Consider the following 14499-nt stretch of genomic DNA (forward strand, 5'->3'; position numbering starts at 1 on the left):
GTCGTGGGGCACGATCCTGCTGGGAGAGCCGCACAGTAAGGCCCGGCCGAGGTTCGACAAGGACGGCCACGCCTACAAGGACCCGGCCGACGCGGCGGCCGAGCAGGCCACGCAGTGGCGGATGCGGCAGTTCTGGCGGCGCGGCCCGCTCACCGGGAACGTGGCGCTCGGCTGCGTCTTCTTCCGGTCGACGCGGCAGGAGATCGACTCCGACAACATGCTCAAGCACATCTGCGACGCCGGGAACGGCCTGTTGTGGCTGGACGACTCGCAGATCACCGCGAAGTACGGCGGGATCGAGCTCGACACCGGCAACCCGCGCACGATCCTCGTGATGGCGCCGCACGTCTCCACGATGCAGCGCGGCACGGACTACGTCCGCGACTGCGAGGGCTGCGGCGGGAAGTTCACGCCGACCCGGTACACGCAGAAGTGCTGTTCCCGTGAGTGCGTGCCCGCCGCCCGCCGGGCGAAGGCAGGCCGGCCATGAGGGCTTCGTGGGAGAACATCGCGCACGTTCTGAAGAGCGAAGTCGTGTCCGACGTCGAGCTGTCCTACCGGCTCGGCTGCCGCCGCGGCCTCGTCGCCCAGGTCCGCGCCGACCTCGGTCTGGCGCCGATGCCGCTCCCGGCGGCGAGGGGCAAGATGTCGCCGGAACTCGTGGTGATGATGAACGCCCTGCTGACGGCGGGCGGGCACCGGCGGTGGAACGGGCGGCGCAGCAGCGACGGCGTGCCCCTCGTCGACCACTTCACCACCGCGGCCCGGGTCGTGTTCCGCATGACGCACGGCCGCGAGCCCGAGGGCCAGGTGCGGGTGGGCTGTGCCATAAAGCACTGCGTCGAAGGCACGCACCTCGTCGACCGGGTCATGCGCGAGGACGTGCGCGCCTTGGACACGGCCGGTGGTGCGAGATGAACCCGCAGCTGTGGGAGAGCATCGCCCGCGCCCTCAAGACCGCCGGGGGACCCGTCTCGAACGAGGCGGTATCCCGGCGGCTGGGCTGCGCGCGGCGCTCCGTGGCCCAGGTCCGCTTGGACCTGGGCCTTCGGCCGTATCGCATTGAGCATCGCGGCGGCTGGACCCTGGCCGACTTCGAGGAGATGTCGGTCGAGCTGCGCGGCGGTCACCGCCGTTGGCGCGGTCGGCACAACACGCACGGCGTTCCGATGGCCGGGCAACACCTCACGGCGTACCGGCTGTCGTTCCGGCTGCACCACGGACGCGAGCCGGTCGGGAAGGTCACCGGCACGTGCCGGTTGAACCGGTGCGTGGCGGGCGGCCACCTCGCGGACTCGGTGCTGCGGGTCGCGCCGCCGGTGGACCTGGCGGCGCTCACCGAACTGCCCGCCGAGGCCACCGTCCAGGGCATGGACGTGGTGGCGATCCGCCGCTGCCTGCGCGGCCCGCAGCCGTGGCCGGAGCTCGACCTGCGCGAGGCCCGCTTCGCGTTCCGCTTCTCCGACCCGGAGATGTCGGCGGCCGACCTCGGCCGCCGGCTCGGCGTGCGCCCGGAAACCGTCCAGCGGTGGCGCACCAAGGGGGCACCGCCGTGCTGACTCTCCTCCTGGTCGTCGTCGAAGTCGGCGAAGCCGTCCGTACGGGCCTCGCCCACCTGCACGTGTGGGGGCCGCCGCTCGCGGCCACCACCGCGGCCGTCGCCGTGGCCAAGACAGCCCCGGACGCCGTCCGGACGCGCGTCCGGACGGGCCTCCGGACGCCGTCCGCCGCCTTCGCGGCCAGGCCCCGCCCCACCCCGCTGACCTGCCCGGACGTGCGTCCGGACGCGTCGGCGGATGCTCGTCCGGACGCGTCCGGACCTGGCTCAGGAGGAGGTTCCTGATGCATCAGCCTCGTATCCCTCACGCCGCCCCCGCCGACTCGCTGCCCCGGCCGCCGCACTGGGACGACCAGGCGGCCTGCAAGACCACCGACAAACCCGACTACTGGTTCGCCGACGGAGACGACCCCACAGCCGTCGCCCAGCGCCAAGAGGCCAAGAAGGTGTGCGCCCGCTGCCCGTCCCGCACGCCGTGCTTGCACGCCGCACTCGAGCGCCGGGAGCCGTCCGGCGTCTGGGGCGGTCTCGACGCCGACGAACGCAACACGCTCACCCTGCTCCCCACGGCCCGCGAGCCCGCCACCGAGGAGGCCACGGATGGGCCGCCAGCCAAAACGGCCTGAACTCCCGGCGACCGGAGTCCTGGACTGGTCGGAACGCGGCCACTGGAAGCGCAAGGCCCTGCCCTGCCGGTACCAGTGCGGCGGCCTCCCCACCCACCTCCGAGACAGCAGCGGCAGCCCGGCGCACAAGGTGTGCGCCGAGCGGGCCGTCGTCCAGCAGATCCAGGAGTACGCGGAGGCGTACGAGAACGAGAGGTTCCTCATCACGTGAAAAGCACCCGACAGCCCCGCCTCACAGGCGAGGCCCGCCAGGCCAAGGCCCTGGAACTGAAGGGCCGGTACTACGCCGGCTCCTCCATCCGGAACCTCGCCGACCAGACCGGCTACGCGTACGGCACCGTCCGCAACCTCCTCGTCCTCGCCAAGGCCCAGCTTCGCCCGCGCGGCGGCGGACGCCCGCGCCCCATCGAGGAGAAGACCGCGTGAGCCCGAACCCGTGGAGCCCGCGGGCCCTGATCGGGCTCGCCGCGCTCGTCATCGTCTTCGGCGTGGGCGTCGCCTACTGCGACAACCACGACCAGGCGCAGGCCCCGGCCGACCCGTGCGCCGACGTCGCCTACGCCCTCCCGGCCGGGCCCATCCAGGGCACGAAGTCGTCCAGCAGCAGCCGGAAGAACGGCGACGCGCCCCCGGCCCGGGTCAGCAAGGACCCGCGCCCGGCGGCCACCGCAGTGGCCAAGCCGTCCCCGTCGACCAGCAGCCACCGGCCGCGCAGCCACATCGACCTCGACCTGGACGGCTGCTGATGACCACACGCCGCCCCGATCTGACCTGACTCCAGCCCCACCCAGGAGCCCCCCAGTGAACAGCGCCACCCTGCAATACCTGGCCTCCGTGCCCGCCCCGCCCCGGCTCGCCCGCCTCCCGCGCGACAAGCACGGCCGCCTGGTGCCGTGGTTCGTGGGCTACGTCGACGGCCAGCCCGACCACCGCGTGGTCAGGCCCGGCGGCATCACCGAAGCCCTCCGCTTCAACCAGTGCTTCCTGTGCGGCCAGGCCCTCGGCGCCTACAAGGCGTTCGTCCTTGGACCGATGTGCACCATCAACCGGGTGTCGGCAGAGCCGCCGTCGCACAAGGACTGTGCCGAGTACGCGGCCCGCGCCTGCCCGTTCCTCACCCACCCGCACATGCGGCGCCGCGACAACCTGCCCGAGGACACCGTCGAACCGGACGGCACGATGTGCCCCCGCAACCCGGGCGTCTGCGTGGTCTGGACGACCCGCCGGTTCGACAAGAAGCCGATGCTCCAGCTGTTCGACGTCGGCGACCCGACCGAGGTCACCTGGTGGCGCGAGGGACGGCCCGCCACGTACGGCGAGGCCCTCGACGGCCTCGTGGCCGGTCTCGGCGTCCTCCAGGAGGAGGCGGAGAAGGACCCGCGGCCGTTGCTCGCCCGCGCCAGCCTCACCCACCAGTACGAGGCCGCGCTCCTCCACCTCCCCGGGAACGCCGCATGATGACCTCGGAGGAGGCCGCCAAGCTCATCCACGAGGCGCTCAGCGCGGCCATCGCCGCCGACGGCGACCGCGCGGCCGACCTGGTCGCGCGGCTCGGCGTCGACAGCGACGCGGCCCGCATGCTCGGCGTCTGCTACGCCTTCGCCGAGGCCGGTCACAAGGCGCTGCGGATGATGTACGGCGACCAGGCGCCGAACCCGCTGCGCGGCGACTTCTGGATGATCGAGCCGCTGGAGCCCGGCGCGCTCGACGACCCCGTGAAGGGCTTCGCCTCACGGTTCTTCGTCGCCTACTGCAACGGCGACCGCGACACCGCCCGCGCGCACTGGGAGACCGCCTTGGAGGCCGGTCCCAAGGTGTTCGTCGGCGGGGTCTGCCAGCTCCTCGTCGACGTCGCCGGCCTGTGCCGCACGGCCACCGAGCCGAAAGAGGCAGGCGGATGAGAGCGCGCGCGGTGTCGTCAGGAGTCCGCTGCGGTGGACTCCGCGGCCGGCGTGACCTGGATGCCCAGAGCCTCCAGGGCGCGCTCGTAGAAGTCCATCGACACGATCGCGGCCACCCTCTTGCCACGGCTGGTGAGCACAGTCGGCTCGTCGCTGTAGCGGGCGCGACCGATGGCATCGGCGAACGAGTTGCGCACTTCGGCAATCGACGCCTCGTGCTCGAACTTCGGGGGCTGTGGTGCGGTCATGCACGCAGTGTACGACGCGACGATCATAGTAGTCACGTACATGGTGGCTTTTATGTACATGAGAGCTATCATGGAACCGTGATCAAGGAAACGAGCCTCGAACACCTTCCACCGGCGCCCTGGCCGGACGACGCCCAGTAGCCACCGCCCCAGACCCCCAAGAGAGGAGGTGACCAATGGACGAATGGGCTCCCGACATCCCGCAGACCGTCCGCTCTGAGCTGCCCCCGTTCGGCATCAAGCCGCACTGGGTGACGTTCGGGTTCTCGACCCCTGCGAACCGGCTTTACGACCTCTACAACGCCCACGTCGACCGAAGCCGGGCCGACCTGGTGGTGTGGCCGACGCTAGATGACCTGGCGAAGATGATGGGCCTCTCCCGAGGCGACAAAGTCACGCCGTACATGCGGGAGTTGGAGGCTGGCGGCGCTGTCTCCGTGCAGACCGTGACGAAGACGGGAGGCAAGGGCCGCCGGTACATCATCACGCTCAAGGTGCACCCGCCCGCCGGTTTCACCGGCCCCCTGCAAACGAGCGACTGGTACGACACCCACCGGGCGAGCCAGCCAGGCAAGACGACCATGGCCGACCGTGCCCGAAACGGTCGCACCGAGGAACCAGTAAGCGGAGAGGTACCCCCTCCTGAGGGGGTGTACGTAGGCCCCCAGGATGGGGACGACGTACACCCCCCACAGGGGGGCGTAACTAAGAACCAGTCCAACCAGAACCAGAAGAAGACGGCGCCTGCGGCGCGAAGCGCTGGTGACGCCCGTAGGGCCTCTACCGGTAGTAGCGCGGGCGCTGCGCAAGGCGGCTCCGCCGCGACGGAAAAGCGAGCGCCCTCGAGGAAGAAGACCCGGCTGAGCCCGGTCGAGACTGCGCTCGTCGCCGTGGTCGAGCGGGCGGTGCCGCCGTCGCTGCTGGAGCTGCTGAGCGGCCAGAAGGTGCCGCACTGCTGGCGGGTGTCGGTGCTGCGGGAGCTGGAGCACCGCACGGCGGAGCAGCTCGCGGACCGTGTGGCCCGCCGCTGGGTGCGTCACCGGTACCAGAGCCACCTGCTGGCCGGTCGCGGCATCGACAACCCGTACAAGGTCCTCCAGGCGCTCGTACGGGCCGGTGAGTGCCCGGACGCCGGGTGTGAGGACGGCGAGCTGATCGACACGGGCGCGGACTGCCGGACGTGCCAGGAGCGCAAGGCTCGGCGCGGCCCGGGTGGCTCGGTGCCGACGCAGCGCACCGGAGGCCGGGCCTGGTGGGAGTGCCGGACGTGCCGGAACCCCAAGCCGGTGCGGCGGGAGTCGGAGCCGGAAGACCGCGTGTGCCAGGACTGCAACCGCGAGGCCGCTTTGGTCTGCGAGGCCCTCGCCGCCCGCTGGAACACCCCCGTCACGGAGGACGTGAACGACCGATGAGCAACCTGACGACCGAGCTGGGGGGCGCGCTGCGGTCCCTGGGCGAGCACGGCGAGCACCTGCTCGCGTTCGAGGCCGCGCCCGAGCAGCTCGACGAGATCGGCGAGGGCCTGGAGAACGCCCGCCGGCTGCTGACCGCGGTGCGCGCGGAGCTGTCGCCGACCGGCTGCCGGATCCACCCGGCGGCGCCGCCGGACCCGGCGAGCGGGGCGGCGTGCCTGTTCTGCGCGACGAACCGGCGCCGGGGCCAGGTGGCTGCCGAGCCCGCCGCGGTGGTGTCGCTGGACGACGTGTGCCGGGCGGTCGCCGAGCACGGCCAGGACGAGGCCGTACGCCGGTTCGGGGCCCGCACGGTGACCCGGGCGCTGCTGCGCTGCCGGTTCGACCCGATGCTGACCGAGGAGTCCGCGTGACCGAGCAGCCGACGCCACGCCAGCAAGCCGCCCAGGCGCTCACCGACTTCGACCGGGCGGTGCACGACCCGAGCCGGACCGTGGACCCGGTGGGGGCGCTGTTCCAGGCGCTCGGCGCGGCCACGGCCCAGCACCACCAGGAGATGCGGGCGGCGCGGACGCGGTGGCGGAACCGGCCGGAGGTGAAGGCCCGCCGGTCGGCCGCCGCGAAGAAGGCGGCCGCGACCCGGGCGGCGCGGAAGGCTGCCGAGCGGGCCGCGTGGGCGGCCGAGGACGAGCGGGATGCGCGGGTGCCGGAAGTGCACTGCCCGCACATGGACTTCGTGCCGTACGGCAGCGGCGAGACCGAATGCGTCCTGGCGCCGGGCCACCGAGGCGAGGACCACGAGGACATCGACGGCCACACCTGGCCGAGCGACGACTGCAACGAAGACGACTGCGGAGAGACCTGTGGGTTCTGAACCGACCATGACCGCGCCGCTGCTCGTCGAGGAGGCCCTGAACCGGGCGCTCGCCGGCGACCCGCACAGCGGCGGGATGCTCCTCGTCCCGCTGATCGAGGACAGCCGCCGGGAGTGCTTCGCGCTGTGCGTGATGCTCGCGGTGACCAGCGCGCACGGGCTGAAGCGCGGCGCTGACGGCATGTTCGTGCTGCTGGTCGAGGACGTGGAGACCGGCCTTCCCGCCCATCCCGAGGATCTGCCGCCGCACGTGCAGTTCGCGGCCCAGTTCGTCACCGCGTGGGCCAACGAGGACCACGACGGCGCACAGGCCCTGTTCGACGCCCTCGCGGTGGACATCGACTCCGAGGCCGGTATGGGCCGTGTCGTGGACGGCGTGATCGCGCTGTACGGCATGGCGATCGCCTCGGTCCGCGCGCTCATCGAGGAGCAGCGCAACAACCCCAACCAGGAAGAGAACCGATGACTCAGCAGACCCCGCAGGCCGGCGACATCGTCCGCGTCACGTACGCGGCGGTGTGGGCCCCGGAAGACGGCGACCCCCGCATGGTGCTCACCGGCAACGGCGACGGCGACCGCTGGCACAACATCGTCCCCGAAGGGGCGGAGATCGAGGTCGTTCTCCCGGCCGGTGCCCTGCCCGAGGACAAGTCGCCCTCGCTCTGCCAGCAGAACCGCCGCGGCGACCAGCGGGTGCCGCAGCCGCACTTCTACCAGCCCGGCGAGGACGGCCACCGCTGTGTGTTCTGCAGCACGCCCACCCACTGGGGCGGCGAGCCCGCCAGGGCGTACCGCACGCCGGACGGCCGCGTCTGGACGAAGGCCAGCGAGACCACCGAGGACGGCGTCCCCCTGTACGAGGCGCCGTTCGTCGGCACCCGGTACACCGCGCTCGCGCTGGAGAAGCTGCACGGCGACATCGAGCCGGTCGACCAGGCCGAGGCACCGCCGTACGTCCTGAACTCGCGGTCGGTGAACCAGAGCCCGGCCACGGCGGTCAAGCACATCCCGGACGCCGACGGCCGCACGATCTGCCCCGGCCAGTTCCAGGGCACGAAGCCGCTGCCGCAGGAGCAGGCCGCCGAGTACGCGCTGTGCAACGGCTGCCGCAAGGCGCTGCTGGCCCGCTACGAGGCCGCCGAGCACGCCGACGCGTGACCCGCACCACGACGGCCGCCCCTGCGGGATTCAGGGGCGGCCGGCCCTCAGCAAACCAGGAGCAGAGCGTGAGTACCAGTACGACGCTTCACTGCAACACCACCCGCGGCTTCTCGACCTGCGCGGCCTCCCTCATCACCGACGGCATGACTGCGGAGGAGGCCCGGCGGATCGGCGCCGCGCACGGCTGGCGGCATGTCAACGGCCGTGACTACTGCGCCGCGTGCAGCGGCAGCAGCATCAAGCCGCGTGTGATCGTCGCCGTCGACGGCGCCGGACCGCACACCACGGACGACCGGGTCCGCGCGGACCTTCGCCTGCAGACCGCCCGGGGCGTGCTGCTGTCCCACGTCAACGCGGCCAGCGAGGGCGCCTGGTGGTACGACCCCGAGAAGATGTGGAACGACCCGGGCCTGCACTTCGGCGAGGAGTTCGTGGCCGCCGGGCCGGTCGACCGGCCGGTGTGCGTCGCCGCGACCGGCCCCGCCGACGAACCGCAGTCCATGGCCGACGCCGCGTACATCGCATGCCTGGACCCCGAGGTTGGCCGCGCCGTCACCGGCGTACTGAACGAAGCCTTCGAGACCGTGCACCAGGAGCACGGCCTGGTCGAGGGCTCGCTCACGCAGGCCGCCGTGGATCTGGCCGACGCCATCCTCCGCCCCAGGGTCCAGCGGTGATCCCCGAAATGGCCGCAAACGGCCACCCGCCCGCCGCCGAGGAGCGCACACTACGCCCCGCCCGAAGGGAGCCGTCCATGAACCCGTTGACCCTCGCGCTCCTCCTGGCGCCGCTCGCCTGCACCCTCGCCGGGATCGGCTGCCGCCGCGCCCGCCGCGCCTGGCGGAGGTGGGCCCAGTGACCCGCACCAGCATGGCCGTCGGCCTCATCTTCGGCATCGGCTTCGTCTTCGCCGTGTCGGTGGGCGGGGGCCACATCAGCGCAGGCCGCTGGGGGAGCGCCGCCGCCGCGTACGCGGCGGCCGGCCTGTGCGTGCTCGGCGCGATCCGGGAAGCAGGCCGCGCCACCCTGCCCGGCGACTACACCGACGACGAGCCCGACCAGGCCCCGGTGAAGGAAGCCGGGCCGCTCGCCCGGCTCCGGGCCGTCCGGGAGGCGCGTCGCGTCCTCCGCTACAGCGCCGAGCCGTGCTCCTGCCGACAGGCGTGGGCGACGGGCGGCGCCGCGCACGATCCCTCGTGCCCCGAGTACCGGCGGAGCGTCGCGTGAACGCCCCCGTTGTCGTCGTGCATGAGATGCCGCCCGCCGGAGGCGCGCACACGAGGTGCTGCCTGACCCTGCCCGCCGAACTCCCGACGCTCGACCTGTTCACCCGCGATCCCGACCGGGTCACCTGCACCGTCCGGCAGGCCGCCGAACTCGCCGTCGACAGCGACCGTGGCGAGTCGCCGTTCGGCTGGAGCAACCCCAACTGAAAGGCCCCCGCATGAAGCTGTTCCGCCTCACCCCTGAGCAGGCCGAGGCCCTCGGCCGCCACATGGCCCGCGCCGCCGACATGTGGCGGCAGCTCGTCGAAGCGTTCCGGCAGATGGCCCGCCAGCTCACACGGACCGTCGCCGCGGTCGCCGAGTTCGTGCAGCGCCAGCAGGCCGCCGGCCCGCTCGGCGCGGCCTCCGCCCAGCGGCGACCGGCGTGGATGAGCCCATACGGCCCGGCCACCGGCCGTCATCGACACCGCCGCTGACCCACCCACCCAGCCCCACCCACCGCGCACCCGAAGGAACCCGACATGCAGCACCTCGACAGCCCCGTCCTCGTCCCGCACTGGGAGGGCTACGAGCTGGCCCGCGACGACGCCCACAGCTTCGTCTGGATCTACATGGGCTACAACATCCGGCTGATCGCCGTCCCCCACGGCCCCGATGGCGCCTTCGGCTACGACTACGCCTGGTGCTACCCCAAGGACCCCGAGCTGGTCCGCCGGGCGGTCGCCCAGTGGAACGGCGACACCCAGGACGAGCCCACCGGATGGCACAAGCGGCCCACCCGCGAGATCCGGCGAGCCCCCCACCGCGAGGAAGCCGCCGACTACAACCGGCCCCGCTGCGTCCACGGCTGCTACCTGCACGAGGGCTGCCGCACCGTCAACTGCCCCGACGTCCTCGACTACCAGAACCGCGCCCGGGACACCGAACCGGAAGGAACCGCATGACCGCCACCGATACCGTCGCTGTCGACGAGGAGCCCCCCACCGACGACGGCGGAATCCTCCCGCCCTACTCGGCCGAGCAAGCCGTCTGCCCGAAGTGCCTCTACACCGAGGCGTTCACCTGGTACCGGCAGGCCCTCACACGCCGCGTGACCATCCCCGACTGGAACGGCGCCCCCGCCCGCCGCGGCCCGCTGCCGCAGCGGCACGAGCGCGAGTGCGGGCGCTGCACGTACCGCTGGGACGAGGCCCTGCCCGTCGACCAGCCCGGCATGACGGTCGACGCCCTCGTGTACGCCCTCGACAACTCCCTGCCGTACCCGCACGAGCTGGACCGCACGGTCATGGAGTACATGGCCACCAAGCTCCTGGGCGCCCTCAACATCAGCGCCCGCCCCGAGCACCCGCTGTGGCAGTACAGCGACGGCCGGCCCACCGCCCCCACCGCCCCGCAGGACCCGGAGAAGGAGATGCCCCGATGACGCTGGAGCTGCTGGAGACGCTGGAGACCACGAGCAAGCGGTACTCCGTCACCCCCGACCAGGCCGCCGAGCTGAAGACCGATGAAGCGGCCGAAGAGGTCACGATCACGTGGCAGCACGTCACCGACCGGCCCCCGTCCGTCCTCGTCACCGCCCCGGCGGGCGAGGAAGGATGGGCCGTGCCCATCCCGCACCGGCCCCCGTGGCTCATGGAGCGGATCATGAAGGACGCGCCCGCGTGGTGGCTGAAGTGACCGACCAACTCACTCTCGTCAACCTCCTCGGCGAGTGGGTCACCGTCACCCACCCCGACGCCCGACACCGCGTCTGGCACGGCAAGCTCCGCGAGGTCATCCACGCCCCGTGCATCGTCGTCGACCTGCCCGAGGGCGGCACGCAGGTGTTCCCGCAGGCTTTCGACGTCGCCGCCGCGGCCCCGGCCCCAGGCGGCCCGCACCCCGACACCGACACCCCGGCGAACCCGTTCGCCGCCCTGCGGGACACCGGCCTGCTGTGGCTGATCAACCGGATCGCGTTCCACCCGCGCGGCCTGGCCCTCGCCCTCCACCTCGACGGCAACGGCCAGGCGTACGGCTGGAGCCTCGTCACCAACGACGACGGCGAACCGTGGCAGTTCGACCCGGCCACCGACAACGACGGCTACCGGCGGGCCGAGAAGACGATCGCCGCCGCCCTCGACCGCGACGGCCAGGCCGAGGAGGCGGCCCGCTGCTGCGTGTGCGGCGGCCGGCCGGTGGTCTACGAGAACTACCGCGATCAGCCGTTCTGCGCCGGGTGCGCGAACTGCTCCTGCGGCCAGGACGTGTGCGTCCGGACGCGTCCGGACGACCGCCCGGACGCCGACATGCAAACGTCCGGACGTGCACGGCCGCCGATCCTCGGCACGCCCCCCACCAGCACGGACGCCGTCCGGACGCCGCACCCGGACGCCGCGTCCGGACGCCCGGACGCACCCGAGTGGAAGGTGTGCGGAGACCGCCACTGCATCGACCCCCGATGCCACGAGGCGGCCACCCTCGCCGAGGGCCGCGAACGCATCGCCAACGCGATGGAGCTCCCGCTCGACCTCGTCGCCCCCGCCCGCTGCGACTGCGGACAAACCGGGCCCCTGGTCGGGGAGGCGAACAACGGCTACCACTTCCACGTCAGTCCGGAGGAGTACCGGCAGCTCGCGAGCGGCCCCGACGAGGGCCTCCCCGGCTCCGCCTGGGGGAAGTGCTGGGACCGCGCCGAAGCCCTGCGCGCCGACCTCGAACGAGCCGTCGCCGCCTACGAGGCCCTGCGCACCCGCGTGATCACCACGAGCAGGTACGTCCAGCAGCAGCAAGCCATCGGCTCCCCTTTCCGGGGAGGCGCCAGCCGGAAACGCATCCTCGACACCCTCGCCGTCTGGGGCGACTACCCCGGCCCTCTCAAGCTCGCCACCCTCACCCCCAGCGAGACACCGTGAGCAGCACCGTCCCCTACTTCCTCGACGCCCTCGACGCCGCCCCCGGCCAGTGGCCCGTGACGCCCTGCAAGGACCGCCCCGACCTGTTCGTGGACAGCAGCCGCATCATCCCGCTCAAGCCCGTCCGTGACGCCGCCAAGGAGCTTTGCGCCCGCTGCCCGGTCCGCGACGCCTGCACCGACTACGCCATCGCCAACGACCTACGCGACGGCATCTACGGCGGCCTCACCGTCGACGAACGCGATGCCCAGGTCCGCGACCGCATCACCGCCGACGACTGACCGCACGACACGAAGGCCCCTGCCCGAACCGGGCAGGGGCCTCGTCGTATGCAGGTCACAGACCGCGATCCCGGTTCCAGTTGCTGATGTGCCGGGCGTAGAAGTAGTTGCCAATCCCGGCCGTGCACCAGAACAGCCAGAAGTGCGCCCAGAAGCTCTGTCGCCGGCGACGGCCGTAGCCGCCCGCCACGGCCGACGCCGAAGCGGACGCCGACGACACGTTGTTGATCACGATGGGCGGCATCTGCCCGTACGACTGGGCAGGAGGCTGCTCAGGGGTTGCCATAGGTCGATCCCTTCAAGGAGTCCAGCACCACGCCCCGGGAAGGTAGCCGACAGGCACAGAGGGCAGCCAATCGTGCACGTAGTGCTACCATCGGCACCGCCTTCAGGGGCAGCGCCGGCTCCATCCGGCACCACCCACGAGCCCCCTCCCCGTTTCCTAAAGTGCTGGGAGGGGGCTCGTGCGTGTCCGGTTGATCACACGGTGCGCTGTCGTGCTCGGAGCCGGGTGACCCACTGCTCGAACAGGCCGGAGGCGTCGAGGTAGTCGACGAACGCCGCCTTGGACATCCGGTGCACTTCGCGCCAGTCGGCGCCCTCGGCTTGCAGCTCTTGCCGCACCTCGCGCTGAAGTCGGTACGCCTCGGCCTGGACTTGACCGCGCGAGCGGTTCGCCGCGCTCAGTCGGCGCAGAGCCTCGCTGTCCCGGCCGGTGCCGTAGACGTTGTGCTTCGGGCTCTCGGTGCCGATCGCCTCCAGCTCGGCGCGGTAGGCGCCAGCCCGGGTGCCGAGCCATTCCATCGCGCGCCGCGCGATCTCCTGGCCCCACTCCTTGGATCGGTGGATCTGGTACCGCGCGTCGGGGTTGTACGACGACCCGACGTAGAGCAGCGTCCCGTCGGCCGCCCATGGCCGGTAGACGGCCGCTGGGCGCACGTCACTGGTCGCTTTCGTCTCCTGGTGCACTGCTGCTGTCCTCCTGGTCGCGCTTCAGGTCCGTCCGCTCGCCCTGCCGCACGACGCGGGAGGTGAAGAACTCGAGGGCTTGGGCCCAGTCCCACAGGCGTAGCCGGCCGCGCTCGTATGCCGGAGCCGGGAAGCCCGGTTCGGCGGCGAGCTGGCGGATCCGGGCAGGGCCGATGCGCTTCAACCCCGCCGCGACCAGCAGGTCAGGCATCTCGGGGATGCTCACCAACTTCGCCTCCTTCGCCTGGCTCGCTCTCTCCTCGGAGGAGTCGGACATTGCGCCATCCTTCCAACTTATTTGCGTTGACGCAAATAAGTGGCTACTCTCGATATCTCCACATAGGAGAGGCCCCGGCCGGAGGACGTCAATCAGCCGGTCGGGGCCCCTACGACAGTCCTGACTGCAACAGGAGCTGACGCAATGAGTAAGGGTACTGATCTCCGCCCGCAGGGCGGAGAGGGCCTCACCGACGAACAGAGGGCCGTGGCCGCGGAGGCCCTCGCGAGGGCCGCCGGCCGTCTCGCCTCCGACGACCCGGGCGGCCTGATCTACAGCCTCGACCTGGCCGCGCTCGTGGGCGCGATGGTGTACGAGGTCGGCCTGCAGAGCGGTGTCCGGGGCGTGGGGCGGGGGATCCTCCGCGTCGCCTTGGAGACCGTGGGCGACGTGCCGAACGGCGCGACCCGAGCCGAGTTCGCGGTCCCCGTCGCCCAGGCGGCGCGGGCCTTCGGCTACGACTGGTCGAAGACCGACAACCGGCACCTCGCTGAGGCGGTGGCCGGATGAGCGCGGCGAGCGAGCAGAGGAAGGCCCGCAAGGCGTACGCGGCTGGCGAGCAGCAGCGTAAGGACGCGCGGCTCGGTAGCGACGCCGCCCGCCGTGACGGCGCGCAGAGCGGCGGTGCCCGATGAAGGCACCGAAGTGCTGCGGACGCCAGATGGCGCGCGAGGGCGGCTCGTTCGTCTGCCGCCGCTGCAAGGGCTGGACCCAGTCCGGCGTGACGGCCGTCCCCCAGGGGGCGAGCCGATGAGCCCCGAGACGCACGGCGAACTCGCCTCGTCCGGGGCGGAGATCAGGGATGCCATGCTCGCGGTCGCTGAGCGGCTGGAGCAGGACAACCCGGACGCCCCGGCGGTCCTGAGCGCGGTCCTGGACATCGCCCAAGAGGTCACCGAGGACCTGGACCAGACGGTGCTCGGCGGGATGCTCGCGTTCTTCCTCATCCCCGAGCCCAGCGAGACCCGCCGCGAGCACGCGGCCCGACTCCGCGAGGAGGTGGGTGCCTGATGGGACTCAGGGACGTCGCGCGGTCGCTCAGGCCGGGCAATGACGTGGCGCTCGCCGCCCA

The 14499-nt window shown here is 72.1% G+C and carries 30 protein-coding genes; 26 read left to right on the plus strand and 4 right to left on the minus strand.

The annotated features are described in order from the left end of the window. From ABZ923_RS38610 to ABZ923_RS38655, 10 genes are all read left to right on the plus strand, one after another. On the plus strand, window positions 1-490 hold a 490-nt coding region (locus ABZ923_RS38610; RefSeq protein WP_361482158.1), incomplete at its 5' end, for a RusA family crossover junction endodeoxyribonuclease. After that, a complete protein-coding gene (locus ABZ923_RS38615; protein WP_361482161.1) occupies window positions 487-918 on the plus strand; it encodes a hypothetical protein in 432 nt (143 codons plus the stop codon). The genes ABZ923_RS38610 and ABZ923_RS38615, both read left to right, overlap by 4 nt. After that, window positions 915-1559 (plus strand): hypothetical protein, encoded by a 645-nt coding sequence (locus ABZ923_RS38620; protein ID WP_361482164.1) that lies wholly within the window; start codon window positions 915-917, stop codon window positions 1557-1559. The genes ABZ923_RS38615 and ABZ923_RS38620 overlap by 4 nt, the downstream gene beginning before the upstream one ends. Beyond that, window positions 1553-1843 (plus strand): hypothetical protein, encoded by a 291-nt coding sequence (locus ABZ923_RS38625; protein ID WP_361482167.1) that lies wholly within the window; start codon window positions 1553-1555, stop codon window positions 1841-1843. The genes ABZ923_RS38620 and ABZ923_RS38625 overlap by 7 nt, the downstream gene beginning before the upstream one ends. Next, window positions 1843-2184, plus strand: coding sequence for a WhiB family transcriptional regulator (locus ABZ923_RS38630; protein WP_361482170.1), 342 nt, complete (start codon window positions 1843-1845; stop codon window positions 2182-2184). The genes ABZ923_RS38625 and ABZ923_RS38630 overlap by 1 nt, the downstream gene beginning before the upstream one ends. Beyond that, window positions 2159-2395 carry a hypothetical protein gene (locus tag ABZ923_RS38635; RefSeq protein WP_361482173.1) on the plus strand — a complete coding sequence of 79 codons (237 nt, stop codon included), beginning with the start codon at window positions 2159-2161 and terminating at the stop codon, window positions 2393-2395. Before ABZ923_RS38630 ends, ABZ923_RS38635 begins: the two co-directional genes overlap by 26 nt. After that, the gene (locus ABZ923_RS38640; RefSeq protein ID WP_361482176.1) at window positions 2392-2610 is read left to right on the plus strand and encodes a helix-turn-helix domain-containing protein; all 219 of its coding nucleotides are present in this window, start codon (window positions 2392-2394) and stop codon (window positions 2608-2610) included. The genes ABZ923_RS38635 and ABZ923_RS38640 overlap by 4 nt, the downstream gene beginning before the upstream one ends. Then, complete coding sequence (locus ABZ923_RS38645; RefSeq protein WP_361482179.1) at window positions 2607-2930, plus strand: hypothetical protein; 324 nt, start codon at window positions 2607-2609, stop codon at window positions 2928-2930. The genes ABZ923_RS38640 and ABZ923_RS38645 overlap by 4 nt, the downstream gene beginning before the upstream one ends. A gap of 55 nt (window positions 2931-2985) precedes the next feature. Continuing rightward, window positions 2986-3642 carry a hypothetical protein gene (locus tag ABZ923_RS38650; RefSeq protein WP_361482182.1) on the plus strand — a complete coding sequence of 219 codons (657 nt, stop codon included), beginning with the start codon at window positions 2986-2988 and terminating at the stop codon, window positions 3640-3642. Then, window positions 3639-4085: a hypothetical protein gene (locus ABZ923_RS38655; protein WP_361482185.1), complete on the plus strand. Its 447-nt coding sequence runs from the start codon at window positions 3639-3641 to the stop codon at window positions 4083-4085. The genes ABZ923_RS38650 and ABZ923_RS38655 overlap by 4 nt, the downstream gene beginning before the upstream one ends. Before the next feature lie 17 nt (window positions 4086-4102). On the opposite strand, the gene ABZ923_RS38660 is transcribed toward ABZ923_RS38655, so the two are convergent. Then, window positions 4103-4333, minus strand: a complete 231-nt coding sequence (locus tag ABZ923_RS38660; protein WP_361482188.1) for a type II toxin-antitoxin system Phd/YefM family antitoxin — start codon at window positions 4331-4333, stop codon at window positions 4103-4105. A gap of 176 nt (window positions 4334-4509) precedes the next feature. On the opposite strand from ABZ923_RS38660, the gene ABZ923_RS38665 reads away from it, so the two are divergent. From ABZ923_RS38665 to ABZ923_RS38730, 14 genes are all read left to right on the plus strand, one after another. Then, window positions 4510-5745: a hypothetical protein gene (locus tag ABZ923_RS38665; protein ID WP_361482191.1), complete on the plus strand. Its 1236-nt coding sequence runs from the start codon at window positions 4510-4512 to the stop codon at window positions 5743-5745. Next, window positions 5742-6158, plus strand: a complete 417-nt coding sequence (locus ABZ923_RS38670; protein WP_361482194.1) for a hypothetical protein — start codon at window positions 5742-5744, stop codon at window positions 6156-6158. The genes ABZ923_RS38665 and ABZ923_RS38670 overlap by 4 nt, the downstream gene beginning before the upstream one ends. Then, window positions 6155-6619, plus strand: a complete 465-nt coding sequence (locus ABZ923_RS38675) for a hypothetical protein (RefSeq protein WP_361482197.1) — start codon at window positions 6155-6157, stop codon at window positions 6617-6619. Before ABZ923_RS38670 ends, ABZ923_RS38675 begins: the two co-directional genes overlap by 4 nt. After that, window positions 6609-7085, plus strand: coding sequence for a hypothetical protein (locus tag ABZ923_RS38680; protein ID WP_361482200.1), 477 nt, complete (start codon window positions 6609-6611; stop codon window positions 7083-7085). Before ABZ923_RS38675 ends, ABZ923_RS38680 begins: the two co-directional genes overlap by 11 nt. After that, window positions 7082-7777, plus strand: a complete 696-nt coding sequence (locus ABZ923_RS38685) for a hypothetical protein (protein ID WP_361482203.1) — start codon at window positions 7082-7084, stop codon at window positions 7775-7777. The genes ABZ923_RS38680 and ABZ923_RS38685 overlap by 4 nt, the downstream gene beginning before the upstream one ends. Before the next feature lie 68 nt (window positions 7778-7845). Beyond that, window positions 7846-8457: a hypothetical protein gene (locus ABZ923_RS38690; RefSeq protein ID WP_361482206.1), complete on the plus strand. Its 612-nt coding sequence runs from the start codon at window positions 7846-7848 to the stop codon at window positions 8455-8457. A gap of 178 nt (window positions 8458-8635) precedes the next feature. Further along, window positions 8636-9007, plus strand: a complete 372-nt coding sequence (locus ABZ923_RS38695) for a hypothetical protein (RefSeq protein WP_361482209.1) — start codon at window positions 8636-8638, stop codon at window positions 9005-9007. Continuing rightward, on the plus strand, window positions 9004-9213 hold the full coding sequence (locus ABZ923_RS38700) for a hypothetical protein (RefSeq protein ID WP_361482212.1): 210 nt from the start codon (window positions 9004-9006) through the stop codon (window positions 9211-9213). Before ABZ923_RS38695 ends, ABZ923_RS38700 begins: the two co-directional genes overlap by 4 nt. 11 nt (window positions 9214-9224) lie before the next feature. Further along, entirely contained in the window at window positions 9225-9482 is a 258-nt protein-coding gene (locus ABZ923_RS38705; protein ID WP_361482215.1) for a hypothetical protein, read from the plus strand. Window positions 9483-9527: 45 nt separating this feature from the next. Next, the gene (locus ABZ923_RS38710; protein ID WP_361482218.1) at window positions 9528-9950 is read left to right on the plus strand and encodes a hypothetical protein; all 423 of its coding nucleotides are present in this window, start codon (window positions 9528-9530) and stop codon (window positions 9948-9950) included. Further along, complete coding sequence (locus ABZ923_RS38715) at window positions 9947-10429, plus strand: hypothetical protein (protein WP_361482221.1); 483 nt, start codon at window positions 9947-9949, stop codon at window positions 10427-10429. The genes ABZ923_RS38710 and ABZ923_RS38715 overlap by 4 nt, the downstream gene beginning before the upstream one ends. Continuing rightward, complete coding sequence (locus ABZ923_RS38720) at window positions 10426-10683, plus strand: hypothetical protein (RefSeq protein ID WP_361482224.1); 258 nt, start codon at window positions 10426-10428, stop codon at window positions 10681-10683. The genes ABZ923_RS38715 and ABZ923_RS38720 overlap by 4 nt, the downstream gene beginning before the upstream one ends. Next, window positions 10671-11900 carry a hypothetical protein gene (locus ABZ923_RS38725; RefSeq protein WP_361482227.1) on the plus strand — a complete coding sequence of 410 codons (1230 nt, stop codon included), beginning with the start codon at window positions 10671-10673 and terminating at the stop codon, window positions 11898-11900. Before ABZ923_RS38720 ends, ABZ923_RS38725 begins: the two co-directional genes overlap by 13 nt. Beyond that, window positions 11897-12181 (plus strand): WhiB family transcriptional regulator, encoded by a 285-nt coding sequence (locus ABZ923_RS38730; protein WP_361482230.1) that lies wholly within the window; start codon window positions 11897-11899, stop codon window positions 12179-12181. The genes ABZ923_RS38725 and ABZ923_RS38730 overlap by 4 nt, the downstream gene beginning before the upstream one ends. Window positions 12182-12236: 55 nt before the next feature. Here ABZ923_RS38730 and ABZ923_RS38735 read toward each other — a convergent pair whose 3' ends face one another. The 3 genes from ABZ923_RS38735 to ABZ923_RS38745 form a co-directional block, all read right to left on the minus strand. Beyond that, the gene (locus tag ABZ923_RS38735; RefSeq protein WP_361482233.1) at window positions 12237-12467 is read right to left on the minus strand and encodes a hypothetical protein; all 231 of its coding nucleotides are present in this window, start codon (window positions 12465-12467) and stop codon (window positions 12237-12239) included. Between the two features lie 194 nt (window positions 12468-12661). After that, complete coding sequence (locus ABZ923_RS38740) at window positions 12662-13150, minus strand: hypothetical protein (protein ID WP_361482236.1); 489 nt, start codon at window positions 13148-13150, stop codon at window positions 12662-12664. After that, window positions 13122-13427 (minus strand): hypothetical protein, encoded by a 306-nt coding sequence (locus ABZ923_RS38745; RefSeq protein WP_361482239.1) that lies wholly within the window; start codon window positions 13425-13427, stop codon window positions 13122-13124. Before ABZ923_RS38745 ends, ABZ923_RS38740 begins: the two co-directional genes overlap by 29 nt. A gap of 144 nt (window positions 13428-13571) precedes the next feature. On the opposite strand from ABZ923_RS38745, the gene ABZ923_RS38750 reads away from it, so the two are divergent. Beyond that, complete coding sequence (locus ABZ923_RS38750) at window positions 13572-13937, plus strand: hypothetical protein (protein ID WP_361482242.1); 366 nt, start codon at window positions 13572-13574, stop codon at window positions 13935-13937. Between the two features lie 240 nt (window positions 13938-14177). Continuing rightward, a complete protein-coding gene (locus tag ABZ923_RS38755; protein ID WP_361482245.1) occupies window positions 14178-14438 on the plus strand; it encodes a hypothetical protein in 261 nt (86 codons plus the stop codon). The last annotated feature ends 61 nt before the right edge of the window (window positions 14439-14499 follow it).

Source organism: Streptomyces sp. NPDC046881, from assembly GCF_040645015.1.
In the GTDB taxonomy this organism is placed as follows: domain Bacteria; phylum Actinomycetota; class Actinomycetes; order Streptomycetales; family Streptomycetaceae; genus Streptomyces.